The sequence below is a fragment of the Streptomyces cathayae genome (assembly GCF_029760955.1).
Classification (GTDB): domain Bacteria; phylum Actinomycetota; class Actinomycetes; order Streptomycetales; family Streptomycetaceae; genus Streptomyces; species Streptomyces cathayae.
In genome coordinates, this window is sequence record NZ_CP121682.1 from 1,879,577 (window position 1) to 1,896,398 (window position 16,822).

14 protein-coding genes are annotated in these 16,822 nt (G+C 71.5%); 7 read left to right on the forward strand and 7 right to left on the reverse strand.

Going from position 1 to position 16,822, the window contains the following annotated elements:
* Positions 1 to 25: 25 nt before the first annotated feature.
* The gene (locus PYS65_RS08470; RefSeq protein WP_279333180.1) at positions 26 to 910 is read left to right on the forward strand and encodes a LysR family transcriptional regulator; all 885 of its coding nucleotides are present in this window, start codon (positions 26 to 28) and stop codon (positions 908 to 910) included.
* A gap of 33 nt (positions 911 to 943) precedes the next feature.
* Here PYS65_RS08470 and PYS65_RS08475 read toward each other — a convergent pair whose 3' ends face one another.
* Together PYS65_RS08475 and PYS65_RS08480 are read right to left on the reverse strand one after the other, a co-directional pair.
* Entirely contained in the window at positions 944 to 1,579 is a 636-nt protein-coding gene (locus tag PYS65_RS08475; RefSeq protein WP_279333181.1) for a DJ-1/PfpI family protein, read from the reverse strand.
* 35 nt (positions 1,580 to 1,614) lie between these two features.
* Positions 1,615 to 2,601 (reverse strand): GlxA family transcriptional regulator, encoded by a 987-nt coding sequence (locus PYS65_RS08480; protein WP_279333182.1) that lies wholly within the window; start codon positions 2,599 to 2,601, stop codon positions 1,615 to 1,617.
* A gap of 139 nt (positions 2,602 to 2,740) precedes the next feature.
* Between PYS65_RS08480 and PYS65_RS08485 the strand changes: the two genes are divergently transcribed.
* The gene (locus tag PYS65_RS08485; RefSeq protein ID WP_279333183.1) at positions 2,741 to 3,502 is read left to right on the forward strand and encodes an IclR family transcriptional regulator; all 762 of its coding nucleotides are present in this window, start codon (positions 2,741 to 2,743) and stop codon (positions 3,500 to 3,502) included.
* A 44-nt stretch (positions 3,503 to 3,546) separates the two neighbouring features.
* On the opposite strand, the gene PYS65_RS08490 is transcribed toward PYS65_RS08485, so the two are convergent.
* Positions 3,547 to 3,798 carry a hypothetical protein gene (locus PYS65_RS08490; RefSeq protein WP_279333184.1) on the reverse strand — a complete coding sequence of 84 codons (252 nt, stop codon included), beginning with the start codon at positions 3,796 to 3,798 and terminating at the stop codon, positions 3,547 to 3,549.
* A 390-nt stretch (positions 3,799 to 4,188) separates the two neighbouring features.
* Between PYS65_RS08490 and PYS65_RS08495 the strand changes: the two genes are divergently transcribed.
* The 3 genes from PYS65_RS08495 to PYS65_RS08505 all read left to right on the forward strand — a co-directional run bounded on the left by PYS65_RS08495 (position 4,189) and on the right by PYS65_RS08505 (position 9,027).
* Positions 4,189 to 6,894 (forward strand): SpoIIE family protein phosphatase, encoded by a 2,706-nt coding sequence (locus PYS65_RS08495; RefSeq protein ID WP_279333185.1) that lies wholly within the window; start codon positions 4,189 to 4,191, stop codon positions 6,892 to 6,894.
* A 367-nt stretch (positions 6,895 to 7,261) separates the two neighbouring features.
* The gene (locus PYS65_RS08500) at positions 7,262 to 8,521 is read left to right on the forward strand and encodes an SLC13 family permease (RefSeq protein WP_279333186.1); all 1,260 of its coding nucleotides are present in this window, start codon (positions 7,262 to 7,264) and stop codon (positions 8,519 to 8,521) included.
* Positions 8,522 to 8,526: 5 nt separating this feature from the next.
* A complete protein-coding gene (locus PYS65_RS08505) occupies positions 8,527 to 9,027 on the forward strand; it encodes a universal stress protein (RefSeq protein ID WP_279333188.1) in 501 nt (166 codons plus the stop codon).
* A gap of 381 nt (positions 9,028 to 9,408) precedes the next feature.
* On the opposite strand, the gene PYS65_RS08510 is transcribed toward PYS65_RS08505, so the two are convergent.
* From PYS65_RS08510 to eno, 3 genes are read right to left on the reverse strand one after another with little or no spacing between them, the layout of a single operon-like run.
* The gene (locus PYS65_RS08510) at positions 9,409 to 9,915 is read right to left on the reverse strand and encodes an MFS transporter (RefSeq protein ID WP_279333190.1); all 507 of its coding nucleotides are present in this window, start codon (positions 9,913 to 9,915) and stop codon (positions 9,409 to 9,411) included.
* Positions 9,840 to 11,144 (reverse strand): ATP-grasp domain-containing protein, encoded by a 1,305-nt coding sequence (locus PYS65_RS08515; RefSeq protein WP_279333191.1) that lies wholly within the window; start codon positions 11,142 to 11,144, stop codon positions 9,840 to 9,842. Before PYS65_RS08515 ends, PYS65_RS08510 begins: the two co-directional genes overlap by 76 nt.
* Positions 11,145 to 11,193: 49 nt before the next feature.
* Positions 11,194 to 12,477 carry a phosphopyruvate hydratase gene (gene eno / locus PYS65_RS08520; RefSeq protein WP_279333192.1) on the reverse strand — a complete coding sequence of 428 codons (1,284 nt, stop codon included), beginning with the start codon at positions 12,475 to 12,477 and terminating at the stop codon, positions 11,194 to 11,196.
* Positions 12,478 to 13,668: 1,191 nt separating this feature from the next.
* On the opposite strand from eno, the gene PYS65_RS08525 reads away from it, so the two are divergent.
* Positions 13,669 to 14,280: a hypothetical protein gene (locus PYS65_RS08525; RefSeq protein ID WP_279333193.1), complete on the forward strand. Its 612-nt coding sequence runs from the start codon at positions 13,669 to 13,671 to the stop codon at positions 14,278 to 14,280.
* A 406-nt stretch (positions 14,281 to 14,686) separates the two neighbouring features.
* Here PYS65_RS08525 and PYS65_RS08530 read toward each other — a convergent pair whose 3' ends face one another.
* The gene (locus PYS65_RS08530) at positions 14,687 to 15,070 is read right to left on the reverse strand and encodes a VOC family protein (RefSeq protein ID WP_279333195.1); all 384 of its coding nucleotides are present in this window, start codon (positions 15,068 to 15,070) and stop codon (positions 14,687 to 14,689) included.
* Positions 15,071 to 15,472: 402 nt separating this feature from the next.
* Between PYS65_RS08530 and PYS65_RS08535 the strand changes: the two genes are divergently transcribed.
* Positions 15,473 to 16,795: an MFS transporter gene (locus PYS65_RS08535; protein WP_279333197.1), complete on the forward strand. Its 1,323-nt coding sequence runs from the start codon at positions 15,473 to 15,475 to the stop codon at positions 16,793 to 16,795.
* Positions 16,796 to 16,822: the final 27 nt, after the last annotated feature.

The window sequence follows — 16,822 nt, forward strand, 5'->3', positions numbered from 1 at the left end:
TAAGGGGTTCTTATAAAATAGGGGGATGGAACTCCGTCAGCTCCGCTCCTTCCTCGTCCTGGCCGAGGAGTGCCACTTCGGGCGCGCGGCCGCCCGCCTGCACGTGGCGCAGCCGGCCCTGTCCCAACAGGTCAAGCAGTTGGAGCGGGAGCTGGGCGTCACCCTGTTCAACCGGTCCACCCGGCGCGTCGAGCTGACCGAGGCCGGCCGTCACCTCACCGACTACGCGCGCACCATCGTCACGGAGGAGGAGCGCGCGCGGATCCACCTGCGGGAACTCGCCACCGGTCACGCGGGCCGGGTCTCGGTCGGCTTCATCGGCACGGCCACCTACGACGTCCTGCCGAGGGTCGCCCGCACCGTACGGGCGAAGCTGCCGGGCATCACCCTGGACCTGCGGGGGGAGATCCTCACCCCGCGGCTCGTCGAGGGCCTGCTCTCCGGCACGTTCGACCTCGCCGTCCTGCGGGGCATGGTGTCGCAGGAGAACATCCGCACCACGCCGTTGCGGTCCGAGCCGCTGGTGGCCGTGCTGCCGGCCCACCACCGGCTGGCGGACCGGCCGGGCATCCCGCTGGAGGCCCTGGCCGGCGAGCCGTTCGTCATCCACCCCTCGCAGTCCCGGTCCTCGATGTACGACCGGGTCCTGGCCGCCTGCCAACGGGCCGGTTTCCGGCCCGACCCGCTCATCGAGATCGCCGAGACGGCCACCCTGGTCGTCCTCGTCGCGGCGGGACACGGCGTGGCCCTGGTGCCGCAGTCGGTGCAGAGCCTGAGCCTCGAGGGCGTGACCTACGTGCCGCTCACCGGCTCCGAGTCCGTGGAGCTGATGCTGGCCCGGCGCACGCACCGCGTCTCGGCCGCGACCGAACAGGTCGCCTCGGTGATCGAGGACTGCGTCCGCGGCTGAGGCGCGGTGCGTGGAGCCGCCCGCCGGACGGGGCTACCGGAGGATGAAACGGCTCCCGGCGCGGAGCTTGTCGACAAGTGCCGCGGGGGCCTTTCGGGGGGAGCCCGCGTCGTAGGGCGGCTGGGGGTCGTACTCGGTCCCGAGCTGGACGGCCTGCGCGTGTGCGTCGCCGGCGATCCTGCCGACCAGGGTGAGGGCCATGTCGATCCCGGAGGAGACTCCGGCCGCGGTGACGAACTTGCCGTCCGTGACGACCCGCTCCCCGGTCGGTTCGGCACCGAACGCGGCGAGGCTGTCGAGCGCCAGCCAGTGCGAGGTGGCGCGGCGGCCTTCGAGCAGCCCGGCCGCCGCGAGCAGCAGCGAGCCCGTGCACACCGAGGTCGTCCAGGTGCTGGCGGCGTCGGCGGTGCGCAGCCAGTCGAGGAGCGTCCCGTTCTCCATCTGGGCGGTCTGCCCGGGGCCGCCGGGCACCACGACGATGTCGGGGGCCGGCACCTCGTCGAGGCGGTGGTCCGCGACGAGTGCGAGGTCGCCGCGGTCGTTGCGCACGGGGCCCGGCCGCTGCCCGACGAAGACCGTCTCGGCGCCGGGTGTGCGGCAGAGCATCTCGTACGGGCCGACCGCGTCCAGCGCGGTGAAGCGGTCGAAGAGGACGATCGCGATCTGCATCTCAGCTGCCTTTCAGCGGGCGGACTCAGGCGTACTCAGGCGGGTTCGGAGGACATGGGCGGTGTGGGCGGTGTGGACGGGCGGAAGCGTCGGCGGTACTCGGCCGGAGCGGTGCCCAGGGCTTTCACGAAGGCGCGGCGCATCGCCTCGGGTGTGCCGTAGCCGCTGGCGCGGGAGACCTGCCCGACGCCGTCGGCCGTGTCCTCGAGGAGGCGCCGGGCGTGCTCCAGGCGGACGCGCTCGACGTACCGGCCGGGTGTCGTACCGGTCTCCGAGTGGAAGGTGCGGGCGAAGTGCCGGGGGGAGAGGTGGGCGCGCTCCGCCAGGCTCTCGACGGAGAGGTCCCCGTCCGGATGCTCGGTGATCCACTGCTGGACCTTCCGCAGTGGTTCGCGCCGCGCGGTCTGGGCGGCGAGCTGGGCGCTGAACTGCGCCTGGCCGCCCGGACGCCGGAGGAAGACCACGAGGTGGCGGGCGACGGCGAGCGCGGTGTCCCTGCCGTGGTCCTCCTCGACCAGGGCGAGCGCGAGGTCGATGCCCGCGGTGACTCCGGCCGAGGTGGCGATCCGGCCGTCACGTACGAAGATCGGGTCGGGGTCGACGTCCACGGCCGGGTAGGTCCTGGCCATGTGGTCGCAGACCGACCAGTGGGTCGTCGCCCGCCGGCCGTCGAGCAGGCCGGCCTCGGCCAGCAGCAGCGCGCCGCTGCACACGGAGACGATGCGCTCGGCGTCCCGGGCGTGCTCCCGGAGCCGGTCGATCAGGCGGGGATCCGGGCGACGGGTTCCGTCGCCCCCCGGGACGAGCAGGGTGTGCGGCACCTCGGCCCCGCCCAGTGCCTGGTCCGGGACGACGGTGAGACCGCTCGAGGTACGGACCGGAGCGCCGTCGAGCGAGGCGGTGCGGATCTCGTACGGGTGCCCGCTGTGGCGTCCCGCCCCCGCGAACACCTCCAGGGGGCCGGTCACATCGAGACTCTGCACGTCGTCGAAGACGACCACCAGCACCGATCTGCTCGTCATGGCGTTCATCCTCGGCGGACAGCCGGGTGGCCGCAATGACGGGCAGCCCCCCTTTCCTGCCGTCCCGGGGCCGCCGCCGGGAGCCGTGGGGGCGGGGCCGGGCTTGCCTTCGTTTCCGCTCAGCGGAAGGATGCCGGGCATGGCAGGCAACTCCTCGACACCCGGGCGTTCCGTGACCAGTCGCGCGCTGGCGCTTCTGGGGGCCTTCGACGGGCGGCACCGGCGGCTCGGTCTCACCGAGCTCGCCGCCCGCGCCGGCCTGCCGGTCCCGACCGCGCACCGGCTGGTCGGCGAGCTCGTCGCGTGGGGCGCGCTGAGCCGTACCGCGTCGGGGGAGTACGTCGTCGGGCGCCGGCTGTGGGACATCGGCCTGCTCGCACCCGTGCACACCGGGCTGCAGCAGATCGCCTCCCCCTACCTCCACGACCTCTACGGCGCGACCCTCGCCACCGTGCACCTCGCGGTGCGCGACGGACTGCGGGCGCTGTACGTCGACCGGCTCTCCGGGCACGCCTCGGTGCCGGTGGTCAGCGCGATCGGCTCCCGTCTGCCGCTGCACGCGACGGGGGTCGGCAAGGTGCTGCTCGCGCACGCCCCGGCCGCCGTCCAGGAGGAGGTGCTCGCCGACCTCCCCCGGATCACCCCCTACACGGTGAGCCGGCCGGAACTGCTGCGCGGCCAGCTCGAGAAGGTCCGCGAGGACGACTACGCCACGACGGTGGAGGAGATGAGCCTGGGCGCGTGCACGGTGGCCGTGCCGATCCGCTCGGACGGCGCGGTGGTGGCGGCGCTCGGCATCGTCGCCCCCAGCCTCAGACGCGACCGGGCACGGCTGGTCAGCGCCCTGCAGGTGGCGGCCCGGGGGATCGGGCGGAGCCTCACCGGGCAGGTCGCCCGCTGAGCCCCGGCCCCGGGACCGGGCCGCTGTGTCAGGGGGCTCCTGCGTCAGAGGCTTCCGAGGGCGTCCCGGCGGGCCGTCTCGGCCTTGCGGTTGAGCCGGTCGGTCATCCGTACGGCGGTGACGGTGAACGCGATGCCGCCGCCGACGAGCAGGACCTGGGTGACGACGCCGACGACGCGGATGTCCTGGGTGGCGAGGGCGGCGGCCAGCATGACGGAACCGCCGGACGCCCAGGCGGACCAGATCCGCGCCTTCTCGACTCTGACCGCTGCCTGGAACGTTCGATGGTCGGCCATGGCTCTCCCCCTCTGCGGTGGTGTCGCTCCTGAGCCGCATTGTGGCGCGTGGCGCCCGCTGCGCACAGCGGTTCCGCAACCGGACCGGGGATGAGCGGGTACCGTTGACTCGTTCGCGAGGAATGCGAAAAATGTCCGGGACAATGATCCCGGTGTCCGCTCGCCGGACACGACGTCGCGGAGGCCGCGCGCCGTTGGTCCTGCCCGCCGCCCGGCCGGCGGACGGCTGGCCGTGGACGGCCGGGACGCCACTGCCCCGAGGAGGCGAACGATGCAGTGACCGCACATCCCCGTCGCCCTCCCCTCGCATCACCCCGCCTGTCCGGGGGCCGGACCGCACGCGCCGGGCCGGACCGGCGGTGGAACCGGCGCGGCGAGGGTTCCCGGCCGGTGCGGCCCCCCGGGCGGCTGCGGTCCCTGCTCCGGGTCCGCAGCGTGGCCGGCCAGGTGTTCGTGCTTCAGGTCCTGGTCGTGACCCTGATCATCACCGCCGCGCTGGTCGCCCTCGTGTTCCAGGCCCGGCGAGACAGCCTCCACGAGGCCCAGACCCGCTCCCTGGCCGTCGCCACGACGTTCGCGAACTCCCCGCAGACGCTGGCGGCGATGACCGGTCCCGACCCCAGCACGGCCCTGCAGCCGCTCTCCGAGCGGATCGAGCGGGCGACCGACGTGGATCTCGTCGTCGTGTACTCGAAGGACGGGGTCCGCTACACACACCCCGATCCCTCGCTGATCGGGAAGGCCGTCACCAGCCCGATCAAGCCGCTGACCTCCCCTCTGACAGAGACCATCGAGACCGTCAAGGGGCGCTCGGTGGTCGGGTACGCCCCGGTCACCGAGCCCGACGGGACGCCGGTCGGCTCTGTGGGGGTCGGGATCACGGTCCAGAAGGTGGCGGGCATGGCGGCCCAGCAGTTCCCGGTGATCCTGGGGGCCGCGGGCGTGGCCCTGGCCATCTGCGCGGGCGGCACCGCCCTGGTGAGCCGGCGCCTGCTGCGTCAGACCCACGGTCTCGGTCCGGTGGAGATGACCCGGATGTACGACCACCACGACGCGGTGCTGCACGCGGTGCGGGAGGGCGTGCTGATCATACGGAACGGCGGGCGGCTGGTGCTGGCCAACGACGAGGCGCGGCGGCTGCTGGACATGCCGCCGGACGCGGAGGGCCGGAAGGTCACCGACCTGGGGCTGAGCCCGGGCGTCGTCGAACTGCTGGCCTCGGAGCGGACGGCCACCGACGAGGTGGTCCTCTCGGGCGACCGGTTGCTGGCGGTCAACAAGCGGCGCACCGCTCCCGACACCGGAGGCGCCGGGAGCGTGGTGACGCTCAGGGACACCACGGAGCTGCGGGCCCTGTCCGGTCACGCCGAGGCCTCCCGGGAGCGCCTGAGCCTGCTCTACGACGCGGGGGCGCGGATCGGCTCCTCCCTGAACGTGGAGCGCACCGCCCACGAACTGGCCGGGGTGGCGGTTCCGCGCTTCGCCGACCTGGTCACCGTCGACCTGGCCGAGGAGGTGCTGCGCGGCGAGGAGCCGACCGGGCGGCACACCGTCATGCGGCGGGCCGGGCTGAGCACCATCCACGACGGCCTGCCGCTGATGACGGTGGGCGAAACGGTTCGCTTCCCCGACGCCACACCGCAGGCACGGTGCGTGAAGAGTGGCCGCGCGGTGCTGGAGGCGGATCTGGACACCGCCGAGGGATGGCGGACCCTGGCCCCCGACCGCGCGGAGGAATTCCTGGGACACGGTTTCCACTCCCTGATCGCGGTACCGCTGCGGGCCCGCGGCACGGTGCTGGGTTCGGTGGACTTCTGGCGTTCGGAGCGGGCGGAGCCGTACGACGAGAGCGATGTGCTGTTCGCCGAGGAGCTGTCCGCCTGGGCCGCCGTGGCGCTGGACAACGCCCGCCGGTACACCCGCGAGCACGCGTTGGCGGTCACCCTGCAACGCAGTCTGCTCCCCCGCGACCTGCCGAACCTGAGCGCGCTGGAGGCGGCCCACCGCTATCTGCCGGCCCAGTCCGGGGTGGGCGGGGACTGGTTCGACGTCATCGAGCTGTCCGGCGCCCGGGTGGCACTGGTGGTCGGGGACGTGGTGGGGCACGGTCTGCACGCGGCGGCCACCATGGGGCGGCTGCGTACCGCGGTGCACAACTTCGCCACCCTCGACCTCCCGCCGGACGAACTGCTGGCCCGGGTGGACGACCTGGTGGCCCGGCTCGACCGGGAGCGGGCGGACCAGGGCGACGACGAGGGGATCATCGGGGCCACCTGTCTGTACGTCGTCTACGATCCGGCCTCCGGCACGTGCAGCGCGGCCCGGGCCGGCCACCCGCCCCCCGCCCTGGTCCGTCCGGACGGCACCGTGACCTTCCCCGACCTGCCCGCCGGTCCGCTGCTGGGCCTGGGCGACCTGCCCTTCGAGAGCACGGAGTTCGAGGTGCCCGAGGGAAGCCTGCTCGTCCTCTACACCGACGGTCTCATCGAGAGCCGCGACCGGGACATCGACGTCGGTCTGGAGATCCTGCGCGGCGCGCTGTCCCACCCCGGCCGGACTCCCGAGGAGACCTGCGACGCGGTGCTCGACGCCCTCCTGCCGAACCGCGGGAACGACGACGTCGCCCTGCTGGTCGCACGCACCCGGGTGCTCGGCCCCGAGCGGGTCGCCGACTGGGACGTGCCCCCCGAAGCCTCCGCCGTGTCCGGCGTCCGCGCCGACGTCACCCGGCAGCTGGCGGCATGGGACCTGACGGACGCGGGCTTCACCACCGAACTCATCCTCAGCGAACTGGTCACCAACGCCATCCGCCACGGCACCGTCCCCATCCACGTCCGCCTGCTGCGGGACCGCCGTCTGATCTGCGAGGTCTCCGACGGCAGCAGCACCTCGCCCCACCTGCGCCAGGCGACGGCCACGGACGAGGGCGGACGCGGCCTGTTCCTCGTCGCCCGCTACGCCGAACGCTGGGGCACCCGGTACACCCCCACCGGCAAGGTGATCTGGGCCGAGCAGCAACTGGACGGCAGGGCGAGCGAACCCGTCGTCCTGAGCGGCGACGACGTCCTCGACCAGTGGTCCGACGCCATCCTGTGACCCCGGCACCACCTGCCCGCCGACGGTGGTGGCGGTGGACGGGCGGTGGCGGCCAGGGAGGTCCGCGGAAACCGTCACCACTTCGGGCGCTCGTGTCCTCACCGGTCTCAGATGAGCGGGGGGTGAACACTTTCCGGGAATGTGCTCACGCCCCGCGAGGAGTCAGGGGACGGCGCCGGCTGCCCGACGGCAAGACGGATCACCACCGGGCCTCCAGTGGGTGAGACGTCGTCGAGTACGTCGAAGGGGATGCGGAAGACACGGCCGGGCACCACGGGCCACAAGCCACAAGCCAGGCGTACCCCGGTGATCCACCGTCCGGCGGATGCCCGGCCGCCGTATCGCACGGCTGGGAGAAGATCTGATCGTGAGCTCCCCGCTGGCGGAGGCCGTCTCCGTCGTTCTGCTCCTGGCGGTGCTGGCGTGCGCCGTCGTCCGCCCGTTCGGCTGGCCGGAGGCGGTCGTCGCCGTCCCGGCCGCGGGCGTGGTCATCGCCACCGGAGCGATCTCGCTCGACCACGCCCGAGAGGAGGCCGCGCGGCTCGGACCGGTGATCGGCTTCCTCGCCGCCGTCCTGGTCCTGGCCCAACTCTGCGACGACGAGGGCCTGTTCCATGCGTGCGGAGCGTGGATGGCCCGTACCGCTGCGGGCCGCCCGCGCCGCCTGCTGGTCCAGGTGTTCGCAGCCGCGTCGGTGATCACCGCGGTGCTCAGCCTGGACGCCACCGTCGTGCTCCTCACCCCGGTGGTCTTCGCCACCGCCGCCCGGCTCGGCGCCCGGCCCAAGCCGCACGTCTACGCCTGCACCCACCTGTCGAACACCGCCTCGCTGCTGCTGCCGGTCTCCAACCTCACCAATCTGCTCGCGTTCGCCGCCAGCGGACTGAGTTTCACCCGTTTCGCCGCCCTGATGGCCCTGCCCTGGCTGGTCGCCATCACCACCGAGTACGTGGTCTTCCGCCGGTTCTTCGCCACCGACCTGGACGCCGGAGCAGCCCGGACGGCCCCCACCGCCGCGCCCCGCGAGCTGCCGGTCTTCGCCCTGGCCACCGTGGCCTGCACCCTGGCCGGGTTCGTCCTGACCTCCGCCCTCGGGGTCAACCCCGCCTGGGCGGCCCTCGCCGGCGCCGTCGTGCTGGCCGTGCGCGCTCTGGCGCAGCGCCGCACCGGGCCCACCACCCTCGTGCGCGCCGCCGCGGTCCCGTTCCTCGCCTTCGTCCTGGCCCTGGGCATCGTGGTCCGCGCGGTCGTCGACAACGGCCTCGCCACCGGCCTGGGACGTCTCGTCCCGGACGGAACCGGCTTCGTGGCCCTGCTCGCCGTCGCGGCGCTGGCCGCGGTGCTGGCGAACCTCATCAACAACCTGCCCGCCGTGCTGGTGCTGCTGCCCCTGACCGTGCCGTCCGGGCCCGGCGCCGTCCTCGCGATGCTGCTCGGGGTGAACATCGGCCCCAACCTCACCTACGCCGGCTCCCTGGCCACCCTGCTGTGGCGGCGCATCGTGCGCGCACACGACAGTGACGTCGAACTCGGTGAGTTCACCCGGCTCGGCCTGTGCACCGTGCCCGCCGCCCTGCTGCTCGCGGTGGTGGCACTGTGGGTCTCACTCACCGTCATCGGAGGCTGATCACCGTGCGAGTCATCGTCTGGATCACCGAGGGCACCTGGCCCTCCTGCGTCGACGCCGCCCGCAGCCACGCCCCCGAGGCCGCCGGGATCGTGCTGCTGCACGTCACCGGCCCCGAAGCCCCCGGCGCCGCACACGGCGCCTTCGCCGGGCTGCTCGGCCGTGGCGGCCGTCCCGAACGCGACCCCGGCACGGCGGTCGAGCACCTGGCCACCGCCTCCGCCGAGCGGCTCCTCGCCGAAGCCGCACAGCGCCTGGCGCGTCCCTGTGACCGTGTCGAGCGCACCGGCCGCGTCGAGCGGGAAGTCGTGTCCGCCGCCGAAGACGCCGACCTGCTCGTCCTCGCCCGCGACGGCGACCGCAGCCATCTCGGACCGCGCAGTCTCGGTCCCGCCGGCCGCTTCATCGTCGACCACGCCCCCTGCCCCGTCCTCCTCGTCTGGCCCGAACCCGCCCCCGACGTCACCACCCTCCCGCCCCCGCCCCCACCACCACACCGCCGGTAGCGCCGGCATCCTGATCACCTGCTTGGCGCACGTGACCGCCGACGCGGTCAGAGGAAGAAGCCGGCTCACCACGGCTGTCGGCAGGCCGGTCTCCTCGGCAACCTCGCGAAGGACCGCCTGCCTCTTCCGGTCTTTCGACTGATCCGACTCCTCCCGCAGGCGCTCGGGTGCCGGCCTCCGGCATACCGACGTGGCCGAGCACCGGAACTCCACGGAGAGCCACGCATGGTTCGAGACGGTGCCTGCTCAGAAGGGGGCGGCGTGCTCGTCGGACTGTTCGTGGGAGCTGCACAGGGGTTGCCGAACAGGAGGCAGGGCCCCGGGGGGTCCGGCCCCGCCGCTCACGTGGCGGGGCCGGAACCCAAGATCCTCACGAGTCCTCTAGACCGACGAGGCAGAGCTCATGCCGTGGCTCGTCCTCGCTGCGCCCCGGGTGCGTGTGGCCCACGAGGCGGCGTAGAGAACCGCGGCGAAGGCCGCGCTCACCGCGACGAGCAGCAGCCAGAACTGCCGCTCCGGAGCGCCCTCGTCCGTGGACAGCCAGGCAGCCAGTCCGTTGGCGCAGGCTCCGCCGACGGCCATGGCGGTGCCGATGAAGCCGAAGGCCATGCCGCGCCGGTGCGCGGGAACCGTGTTGGCCATCTCGCTGTCGATACGGGGATCGATCAGCACTTCCGCGGCGGAGAACAGCAGAACGGACACCACCAGGCTGCCCACCGATCCCAGCGAGGCGGCGGCGAAGCTGGTCGTCATGAGCAGGAGAGCGCCGCAGATGACCAGCGCGGAGCTACTGATCTTGCTGGTGTACTGGTTCAGCGGAACCTGAAGCAGCACCACGGCGATCGCGTTGACGGTGAACAGGACACCGACGAGGGACGGGCTCTGCACACTCCCGGTGAAGACGGGCAGCGCGTACTCGAGCTGGATGTAAAGATCACATGGCCATGCGACTGCCAGACGCGCGGCGGAACATCAACAGCGTCCCCCACCTTCCGGTAGAGCGAGATCTCATGCACACGGGGATCACGGACGGCTTCTTCCACCCCGCTGATCCCGCTGATCCGCCCGGCCTTCTTCGCGAAGAACAGGTAGAAGCCGGCACACGTGGGTTCGGGCTCGGGAGTGAGCTCCGGTGTCCGGCCGGACGCCACGTCGAGCACCGCCTCGACCATGTCGACCCCGGTGCTCAGCAGAACCGACTGGTAGACCGGTCCGCCGCCGAGGCGCGCCGCCGTCTCCAGGATCTTCGGCGTGCCGTCGCTCTGGATCCGGAATTCCGTGTGAACGGCACCTGTCTCGATGCCGACGGCTCGGTGCGAGGCGGCGGTGAGCTCCACGATCCGCTTCTGCACCTCCGCCGGCAGTCGGCTGGGCGTCGCGTAGTGGACGTCGACGAAGTAGGGGCCCTCCATGGGGACGGGCTTGTCGTGGATGGCGACCACGTGGGCCCGGCCGTCGACGACGATCGACTCGACGCTGACCTCCGCGCCCGGCAGGTACTCCTCCAGCAGGATGGCCGAGTCGTACGTCTCCACCATCCAGTCGTAGAGCGGGTTGTGCGCGATCCCGGACCAGGCGCCGCGCTGCACCACCGGGAAGTACTCGGTGAGTTCGGCGACGTCGTCCACCCGCCGGAAGTAGCCGCTGTCGTTGTCGATGAGCGGCTTGAGCACCAGCGGGAAGCCGATGCGGGCGGCCTGCGTCACGGCCTCGTCGAGCGTCCGGGCCAGACCGTGGACCGGCTGCGGCACGTTCCCCGAGGAGAAGGCCTCGCGCATGGCGTACTTGTCGCGCAGCGTGCGCGCCACCTGTTCGCCGACGAAAGGAAGTCCCAGGTCGGCGGCGACCGCGGCGGCGGCGGGCACGCTGTGCCCGACGAACGCCGCGACGGCTCGGACGGGTTCCGGCTCGGTCGCCGCGAGTGCGCGCACCGCGGCGACCGAGGCCTCGATGTCCGAGGTGTCCACCGACACCACGACGTCGGCGAACTCCTTCTCCCAGGTCGGATCCTTCACGGCGAGAAGAAGCCGGTCCCCGTTCCTCTTCGCGTACTCTGCGGCTTTCGCCAGATGGCCGCGACGGCTGACGTTGGATTTGTGGAGTACGAGGATGCTCATTCTCGACATTTCTTTCCGTGCACGACGACCGCGGCCGTGGCTCCCGCGTTCAGCCGATGCCGTTGAAGAACTTCACTCCGCCGTAGACCGACTCGGATCCCAGCTCCTCCTCGATCCGGATCAGCTGGTTGTACTTGGCCGTCCGGTCGGCCCGCGACAGCGAACCCGTCTTGATCTGACCGCAGTTGAGGGCGACCGCGAGATCGGCGATGGTCGTGTCCTCGGTCTCGCCCGAGCGGTGCGACATCACCACGGAGTAGCCGGCGCGGAAGGCCGTGTTCGCGGTGTCCAGCATTTCGGTCAGGGTGCCGATCTGATTCACCTTGACAAGGATCGAGTTTGCGATGCCTCGGTCGATTCCGTCCTGGAGCAGGCGGACGTTGGTGCAGAAGACGTCGTCACCGACCAGCTGGCACGTGGATCCGATGGCGTCGGTGAGGTACTTCCAGCCCTCGAAGTCGTCCTGGGCCATACCGTCCTCGATCGACACGATCGGGAACCGGGATGCCAGGTCGGCCAGGTAATCAGCATGCTCGGTCACCGACCGGACACGGTTCTCGCCCGCGTAGTGGTAAGCCCCGTCGCGGTAGAACTCGGAGGAGGCGGGGTCGAGCAGCAGCGCCACTTCACTGCCGGGCTGGAAACCGCTTTTATCGATGGCCTTGACGATGAACTCGAGCGCCTCGTCCGCGGTGGCCAGATTAGGCGCGAACCCGCCCTCATCGCCGACATTGGTGTTATGCCCGGCGTCACGGAGAAGGTCCCTCAGGGTGTGAAAGACCTCCGAACCGATACGGACAGCCTCCGCCATCGAGGCCGCGCCCACCGGCGCGATCATGAATTCCTGAAAATCAAGCGCGTTGTCAGCGTGGGCACCGCCGTTGATGATATTGATCATCGGGGTCGGGAGAACATGCGCGAAAGTGCCGCCGACATAGCGGTACAGGGGCATGTCGTGCGACGCGGCCGCAGCCTTGGCGACCGCGAGCGACACGCCCAGCGTCGCGTTGGCGCCGAGCCTGCCCTTGTTCTCCGTCCCGTCGATCTCGACCATCAGCCGGTCGACGGTGGACTGTGCTTCGGCCGGAAGCCCCTGCACCGCCTGCGCGATCTCTCCGTTCACTGCGGCAACCGCGCGCGTGACGCCCTTGCCGCGGAAACGGGCGGGGTCGGAGTCGCGGAGTTCGACCGCTTCCCGGGTACCGGTCGAGGCACCGGAGGGCACCGCGGCCCTGCCCAGGGAGCCGTCGGCCAGGCGAACGTCTACCTCGACGGTGGGATTGCCGCGACTGTCGACGATTTCACGTGCAACCACGCCGGTAATCTCAGACATTCCACTCCTCAGCTGTTTCCCACATTTTCATGCCGGATGAGTCACCGCACGGCATTGCTGCCGCGGCGCACCGGGAGGCACTTCTCACCGAGTCGCACCTGCCCGCCGCGCACAGAATCCGCAAGAGATTCCGCCGGCCATACTGTCTGCACTGCGGGCGACAGAGCTCCGCCTTGATCGATTCATGAAAAATTTCAGCGAATCACGAACGGGATCAGGTCTGGACGGCTTCCGATACCTCCACACACACCCGCAGTGGAATTCAGACAGTTAAATAGGAAAAGAATGCAACCTTCCACGCTGAAGGGCTTCTCCCTATCCCCCGCGCGACGACTCCAGGTAGCCGCGCAGTCGCAATCTAACCACACATTCCCCTGGCAGGGCAGGATGCAGGCCGATCGGTCCGGTTCATGCGTGTTGTTCTCGACGCGACGTCATGTCCCGTTCTGGGTAAGGAAGTTATCCGGGTGGGATATCCATGGTTTATGCGACCGTCAAGACACATGCAAGCCAAACATGACGGCCCTCGTCCGCACCGGCGATCGACCGGCCGGAACCGGCCACGGCAAGGTTCTCGGCCCCGTCCACCCGGAGTCGAATTCGCCCGCATGGCCGATATCAGCTGCAGGTCAGGGCAGTTGAAGGGCGGTCAGCCGACACGCGTCACCCTCGGAGCCGTACGCGCGCCACGCGCGGGTCGGCGGCGGGACCGGCGGCCGCACGGGGCGGGCCCGGCCCGCGATACACCCGGTTATGGACATCCTCGCCTGGAGGAGCTGCCCGAAAGCTCCTGAGGCCATGGCTCGGCCCGGTGCCCGTTCGTCGGTCAGCCCATGAGGAAGGGGAACGGCCCCCCATGGCTGGTGTCGGACGGGCTGTGGGAGCGGATCGAGCCGTTGGCCGGTGCAGACCCTGCGGCCCAGGAACCCGGGCCGGCTGCCACTGGACGACCGTAGGTGTCTGCGGGAAATCCTGTGCCTCTGTTGGACGCGGTACCGCACCTCAAGGGCCGCCCGGGGCAGGCCAGTACTGCAGGCCCGCCCCCGCGTGCTTCACCCTCGCCGTGGCGTCACCGCTGAGCGCCGCTCCCGGAGCAGGACCGCGAGTCGGAGGCTCATGACCGGGGCCGCTTCGCAGGCCGCGTCTTGAAGGAACCGGGCGTCGGCGACCGGCGTCCGGTTGGATGGGCGCATGACCCGTGCCGTGCGCCCTCTGCTGCCGCTGCTGCTCGTTCCTCTGCTGCTCACCGCCTGCGGCAGTGAACCGGGACAGACGCGGGACACCGAAGCACCCGCCGCCGAACTCGCCACCAGCGCCAGGGCGCTGGGCATCGCCCCGGAGCTCGTCTACGTCATCGAGGCACCCGGGTTCGCGCTCGCCCCGCAGTCCGTCGGGGTGTACGGCGGGGACGGTTTCTCCGCCACGTACGTCTCGCGGCAGCAAGGCGGGCAGCTGCGGCTGTACGTCGACCGGGGCACGATCTCCGCCTCCGACTGCGCCGAGGGGCAGCAGACGTGCGAGTTGGAGGAGAAGGGAGTCCGGTACCGCTCCGGACGGGGGACACACGAGTACGCCGTGGTGAAGAAGGACCACGTCGTACGGCTCGAGAGCGATGCGGGTGTCTCCCGCGACGTCCTGCGTGAGGCGGCGCGGGAGGCCCACCGGCCGTCCGGCGAGGAGGCCGCCGGGCTGCTGCCGTCCGCGCCCGCCGGCGGCGCGGCGCCGACCGGGCCCGTCGAACGCGGCGATTTGCCGCCAGTCGGTGACGGGGCACCCCGCAACGACGTGGACGCGGGCGGCTGAGGGAGGGCCGGGCCGCCCAGAACGCCGCCGGGCCGATGCCGGGCGATGCGGGTGGCGCGTACATATTCACGTGCCGCTCGTGCCCCGGTCGGCCGACCGGCCGACCGGCCACTGGCTCGACTGTTCCTGAGCGCAGGACCGCCCGGGGATGCGCGATGCCCGGCGAACCGTGCCGCGCCGGTATGGGGGTGGTGGCCGACGTGCGGCTCACCGCAACGCGTCGCACAAGGCTGCCTACACCACGAGGCGGGACACGATCTCCACCGGCCCATGTACCGCTCGTGGGCGGCCCCGGCCGCCCACACGTCGAACCGCTGCTCTCCCATGCCACCACGGTCCCCCATCAGTGCCTCACGAGCAGCGGGACCAGCAGCCATGCGAAACCGGCCAGGAGGGTGCGTGAGCGTCAGGAACTCATCGCGGCTCGGTCGGAATCGCTGCGCAGAACGCAGAATTCGTTGCCTTCGGGGTCGGCGAGGATTGCCCAACCGGAACCATCGGGGTTCCGGTGATCGGCGACAAAGGTGGCACCGAGACCCAGCAGCCGTTCCACCTCCTGCTCGCGCGAGGTCTCAGGGCGCAGACACAGATGGATCCGGTTCTTGATCGTCTTGGCCTCGGGCACCTGATTGAAGTGCAGCACCGGGCCCTCCACCAACAGCACCTGAACCTCCCGGTCGCCCGGCCTGTCCTGCGGATGCAGTGGACGGCCGGTCACCCCGCTCCAGAACCGGGCCAGTCCATAGGCATCCGCACAGTCGATCGCCACGTTCTGCACCACCGAAACCATGCGCGCAAGCCTTCCCGACTTCCGCTCCGGACGCCACCGAGTTGCGCTCGGCCTCCACGCACACGGCTCGGCGGCCTCGGGGACCGGGCGACCGGCTGAGCCGCCCTCCTCGTGCCCCGGCGCCAACAGCCGGGCTCCTCCCGCCGCCCGCCCGGTCCTTAATCGCCTTTCGGGCCCTGCCTAGCGGGAGTTAGTGTTCGCGCAGCGAGTGACTCACAAGGAGCGAGGACATGGTCGGTCGTCCGAGCACGCGTTGACGTCCGAGGCCGCGAGCGGCCCGTCATCGCGTGCTGCCCTCACAGCGCGGCACAGCGAGCCTTCCCTTCCCGCTGCCCGAAACCGTCGGTGCACCTGGCGTGCTCCGGTGGGCAGCTCTCGTCTTCGGTCATCCGAGGGGTCCCTGTGCCGTCCTCTTCCTCCACCGGGTCCGATTCCGGTCGCCCCGCTCCGCCAAGTCTGTGGCGGGACGGCGACTTCCGCAGGCTCTGGGCGGGCCAGACCGCCTCCCAGCTGGGCGAGCACGCGTGTCTGGTGGTTCTGCCGCTCTTCGCCGTCCTGACGCTCGATGCCGGTGCCGGCCAGCTGGGCGCCTTGCGCGCGGTGGGGCAGGCGCCGATTCTGCTGCTCTCGCTCTTCGTCGGCGCGTGGGTGGACAGGTGGCGGACCCGCACGGTGATGGTGCTGACGGACGTCGGCCGGGCCCTGGTGCTGGGCGCCGCCGCCGTGGCCGGCCTCCTCGGCCGGCTCGGCCTGCCGGCGTTGCTCGTGGTCGCCTTCGCCGTCGGGGCTCTGTCCGTGTTCTTCGACGTGGCGTACCAGGCGTCCTTGGTGCGGCTGGTGAAACGCGATCAGCTGGTGCGGGCCAACAGCGCGCTCGAGGGCAGTCGGTCCGCGGCGCAGATCGGCGGTCCCGCCCTCGGTGGTGCGTTGGTGTCCGTGCTGTCGGCGCCGATCGCCGCCGCCTCCAGCGCACTGTTCTTCGCGCTGTCGTTCCTGTCGATCCGACGGATCGGTCGCCGCGAATCCGTCCCGGAGCGCTCGGAACGTCCTCCCCGGGTCTGGCGGCGGATCCAGGAGGGCCTGCGCTTCGTCGCCGGCGACACCTCGCTGCGGTCCGTGTGCCTCGCGTCAGCCGCCTTCCAGTTCTTCTTCGCGGCGGTGATGACCGTCCACCTGCTGTTCCTGCCGCGGGACCTGCACCTGCCGGGCGCCGCCGTCGGACTGGTGCTCGCGGCGACGGGGCCGGGCGCGCTCCTGGGCTCGCTGCTGGCCGCCCGCCTGCCGAGCAGGTTCGGGCACGGCGCCGTGCTCGTGTCCGCGGCGGCACTCGGCGACGGCGTGTTCCTGCTCGTCCCCGCACTGCACGGTTCCTCCGCGGTGACGGTTCCCGCGCTCCTTGCGATCAGCTTCGCGTTCGGGGCCTTCGGTCAGCTGGTGAACGTCACGCTCATGGCCGTCCGGCAGACCCTCACTCCGGACGGGATGCAGGGCCGCGCGGCCGCGACGATCAACTTCGTCGGCATGGGGCTGACCCCGCTCGGTTCGCTGCTCGGCGGCTTCCTCGCGGAAGCGTGGGGGACACGCACCAGCCTCCTGGTGACGGCCGCAGGCATGCTGCTGTCACCGGCGCTGATGGCCCTGTCCCCACTCGCCCGCCTGGGACGGACCCTCCCCGCCCCACCGGAGGCCCCGGCCTCACCGGAGGCCCCGGCCCCGTCTGTGTGACGGCCCTCGGCGCCGCGAACAGTTGGC

Excerpts from the sequence above, each read along its gene's own strand:
- PYS65_RS08530 (WP_279333195.1), bottom strand. The coding sequence starts at position 15,070 with ATGGTTTCGGTGGTGCAGAACGTGGCGATCGACTGTGCGGATGCCTAT.
- PYS65_RS08485 (WP_279333183.1), top strand. The coding sequence starts at position 2,741 with ATGGCAGGCAACTCCTCGACACCCGGGCGTTCCGTGACCAGTCGCGCG.
- PYS65_RS08515 (WP_279333191.1), bottom strand. The coding sequence starts at position 11,144 with ATGAGCATCCTCGTACTCCACAAATCCAACGTCAGCCGTCGCGGCCAT.
- PYS65_RS08490 (WP_279333184.1), bottom strand. The coding sequence starts at position 3,798 with ATGGCCGACCATCGAACGTTCCAGGCAGCGGTCAGAGTCGAGAAGGCG.
- PYS65_RS08525 (WP_279333193.1), top strand. The coding sequence starts at position 13,669 with ATGACCCGTGCCGTGCGCCCTCTGCTGCCGCTGCTGCTCGTTCCTCTG.
- PYS65_RS08475 (WP_279333181.1), bottom strand. The coding sequence starts at position 1,579 with ATGCAGATCGCGATCGTCCTCTTCGACCGCTTCACCGCGCTGGACGCG.
- eno (WP_279333192.1), bottom strand. The coding sequence starts at position 12,477 with ATGTCTGAGATTACCGGCGTGGTTGCACGTGAAATCGTCGACAGTCGC.
- PYS65_RS08480 (WP_279333182.1), bottom strand. The coding sequence starts at position 2,601 with ATGACGAGCAGATCGGTGCTGGTGGTCGTCTTCGACGACGTGCAGAGT.
- PYS65_RS08470 (WP_279333180.1), top strand. The coding sequence starts at position 26 with ATGGAACTCCGTCAGCTCCGCTCCTTCCTCGTCCTGGCCGAGGAGTGC.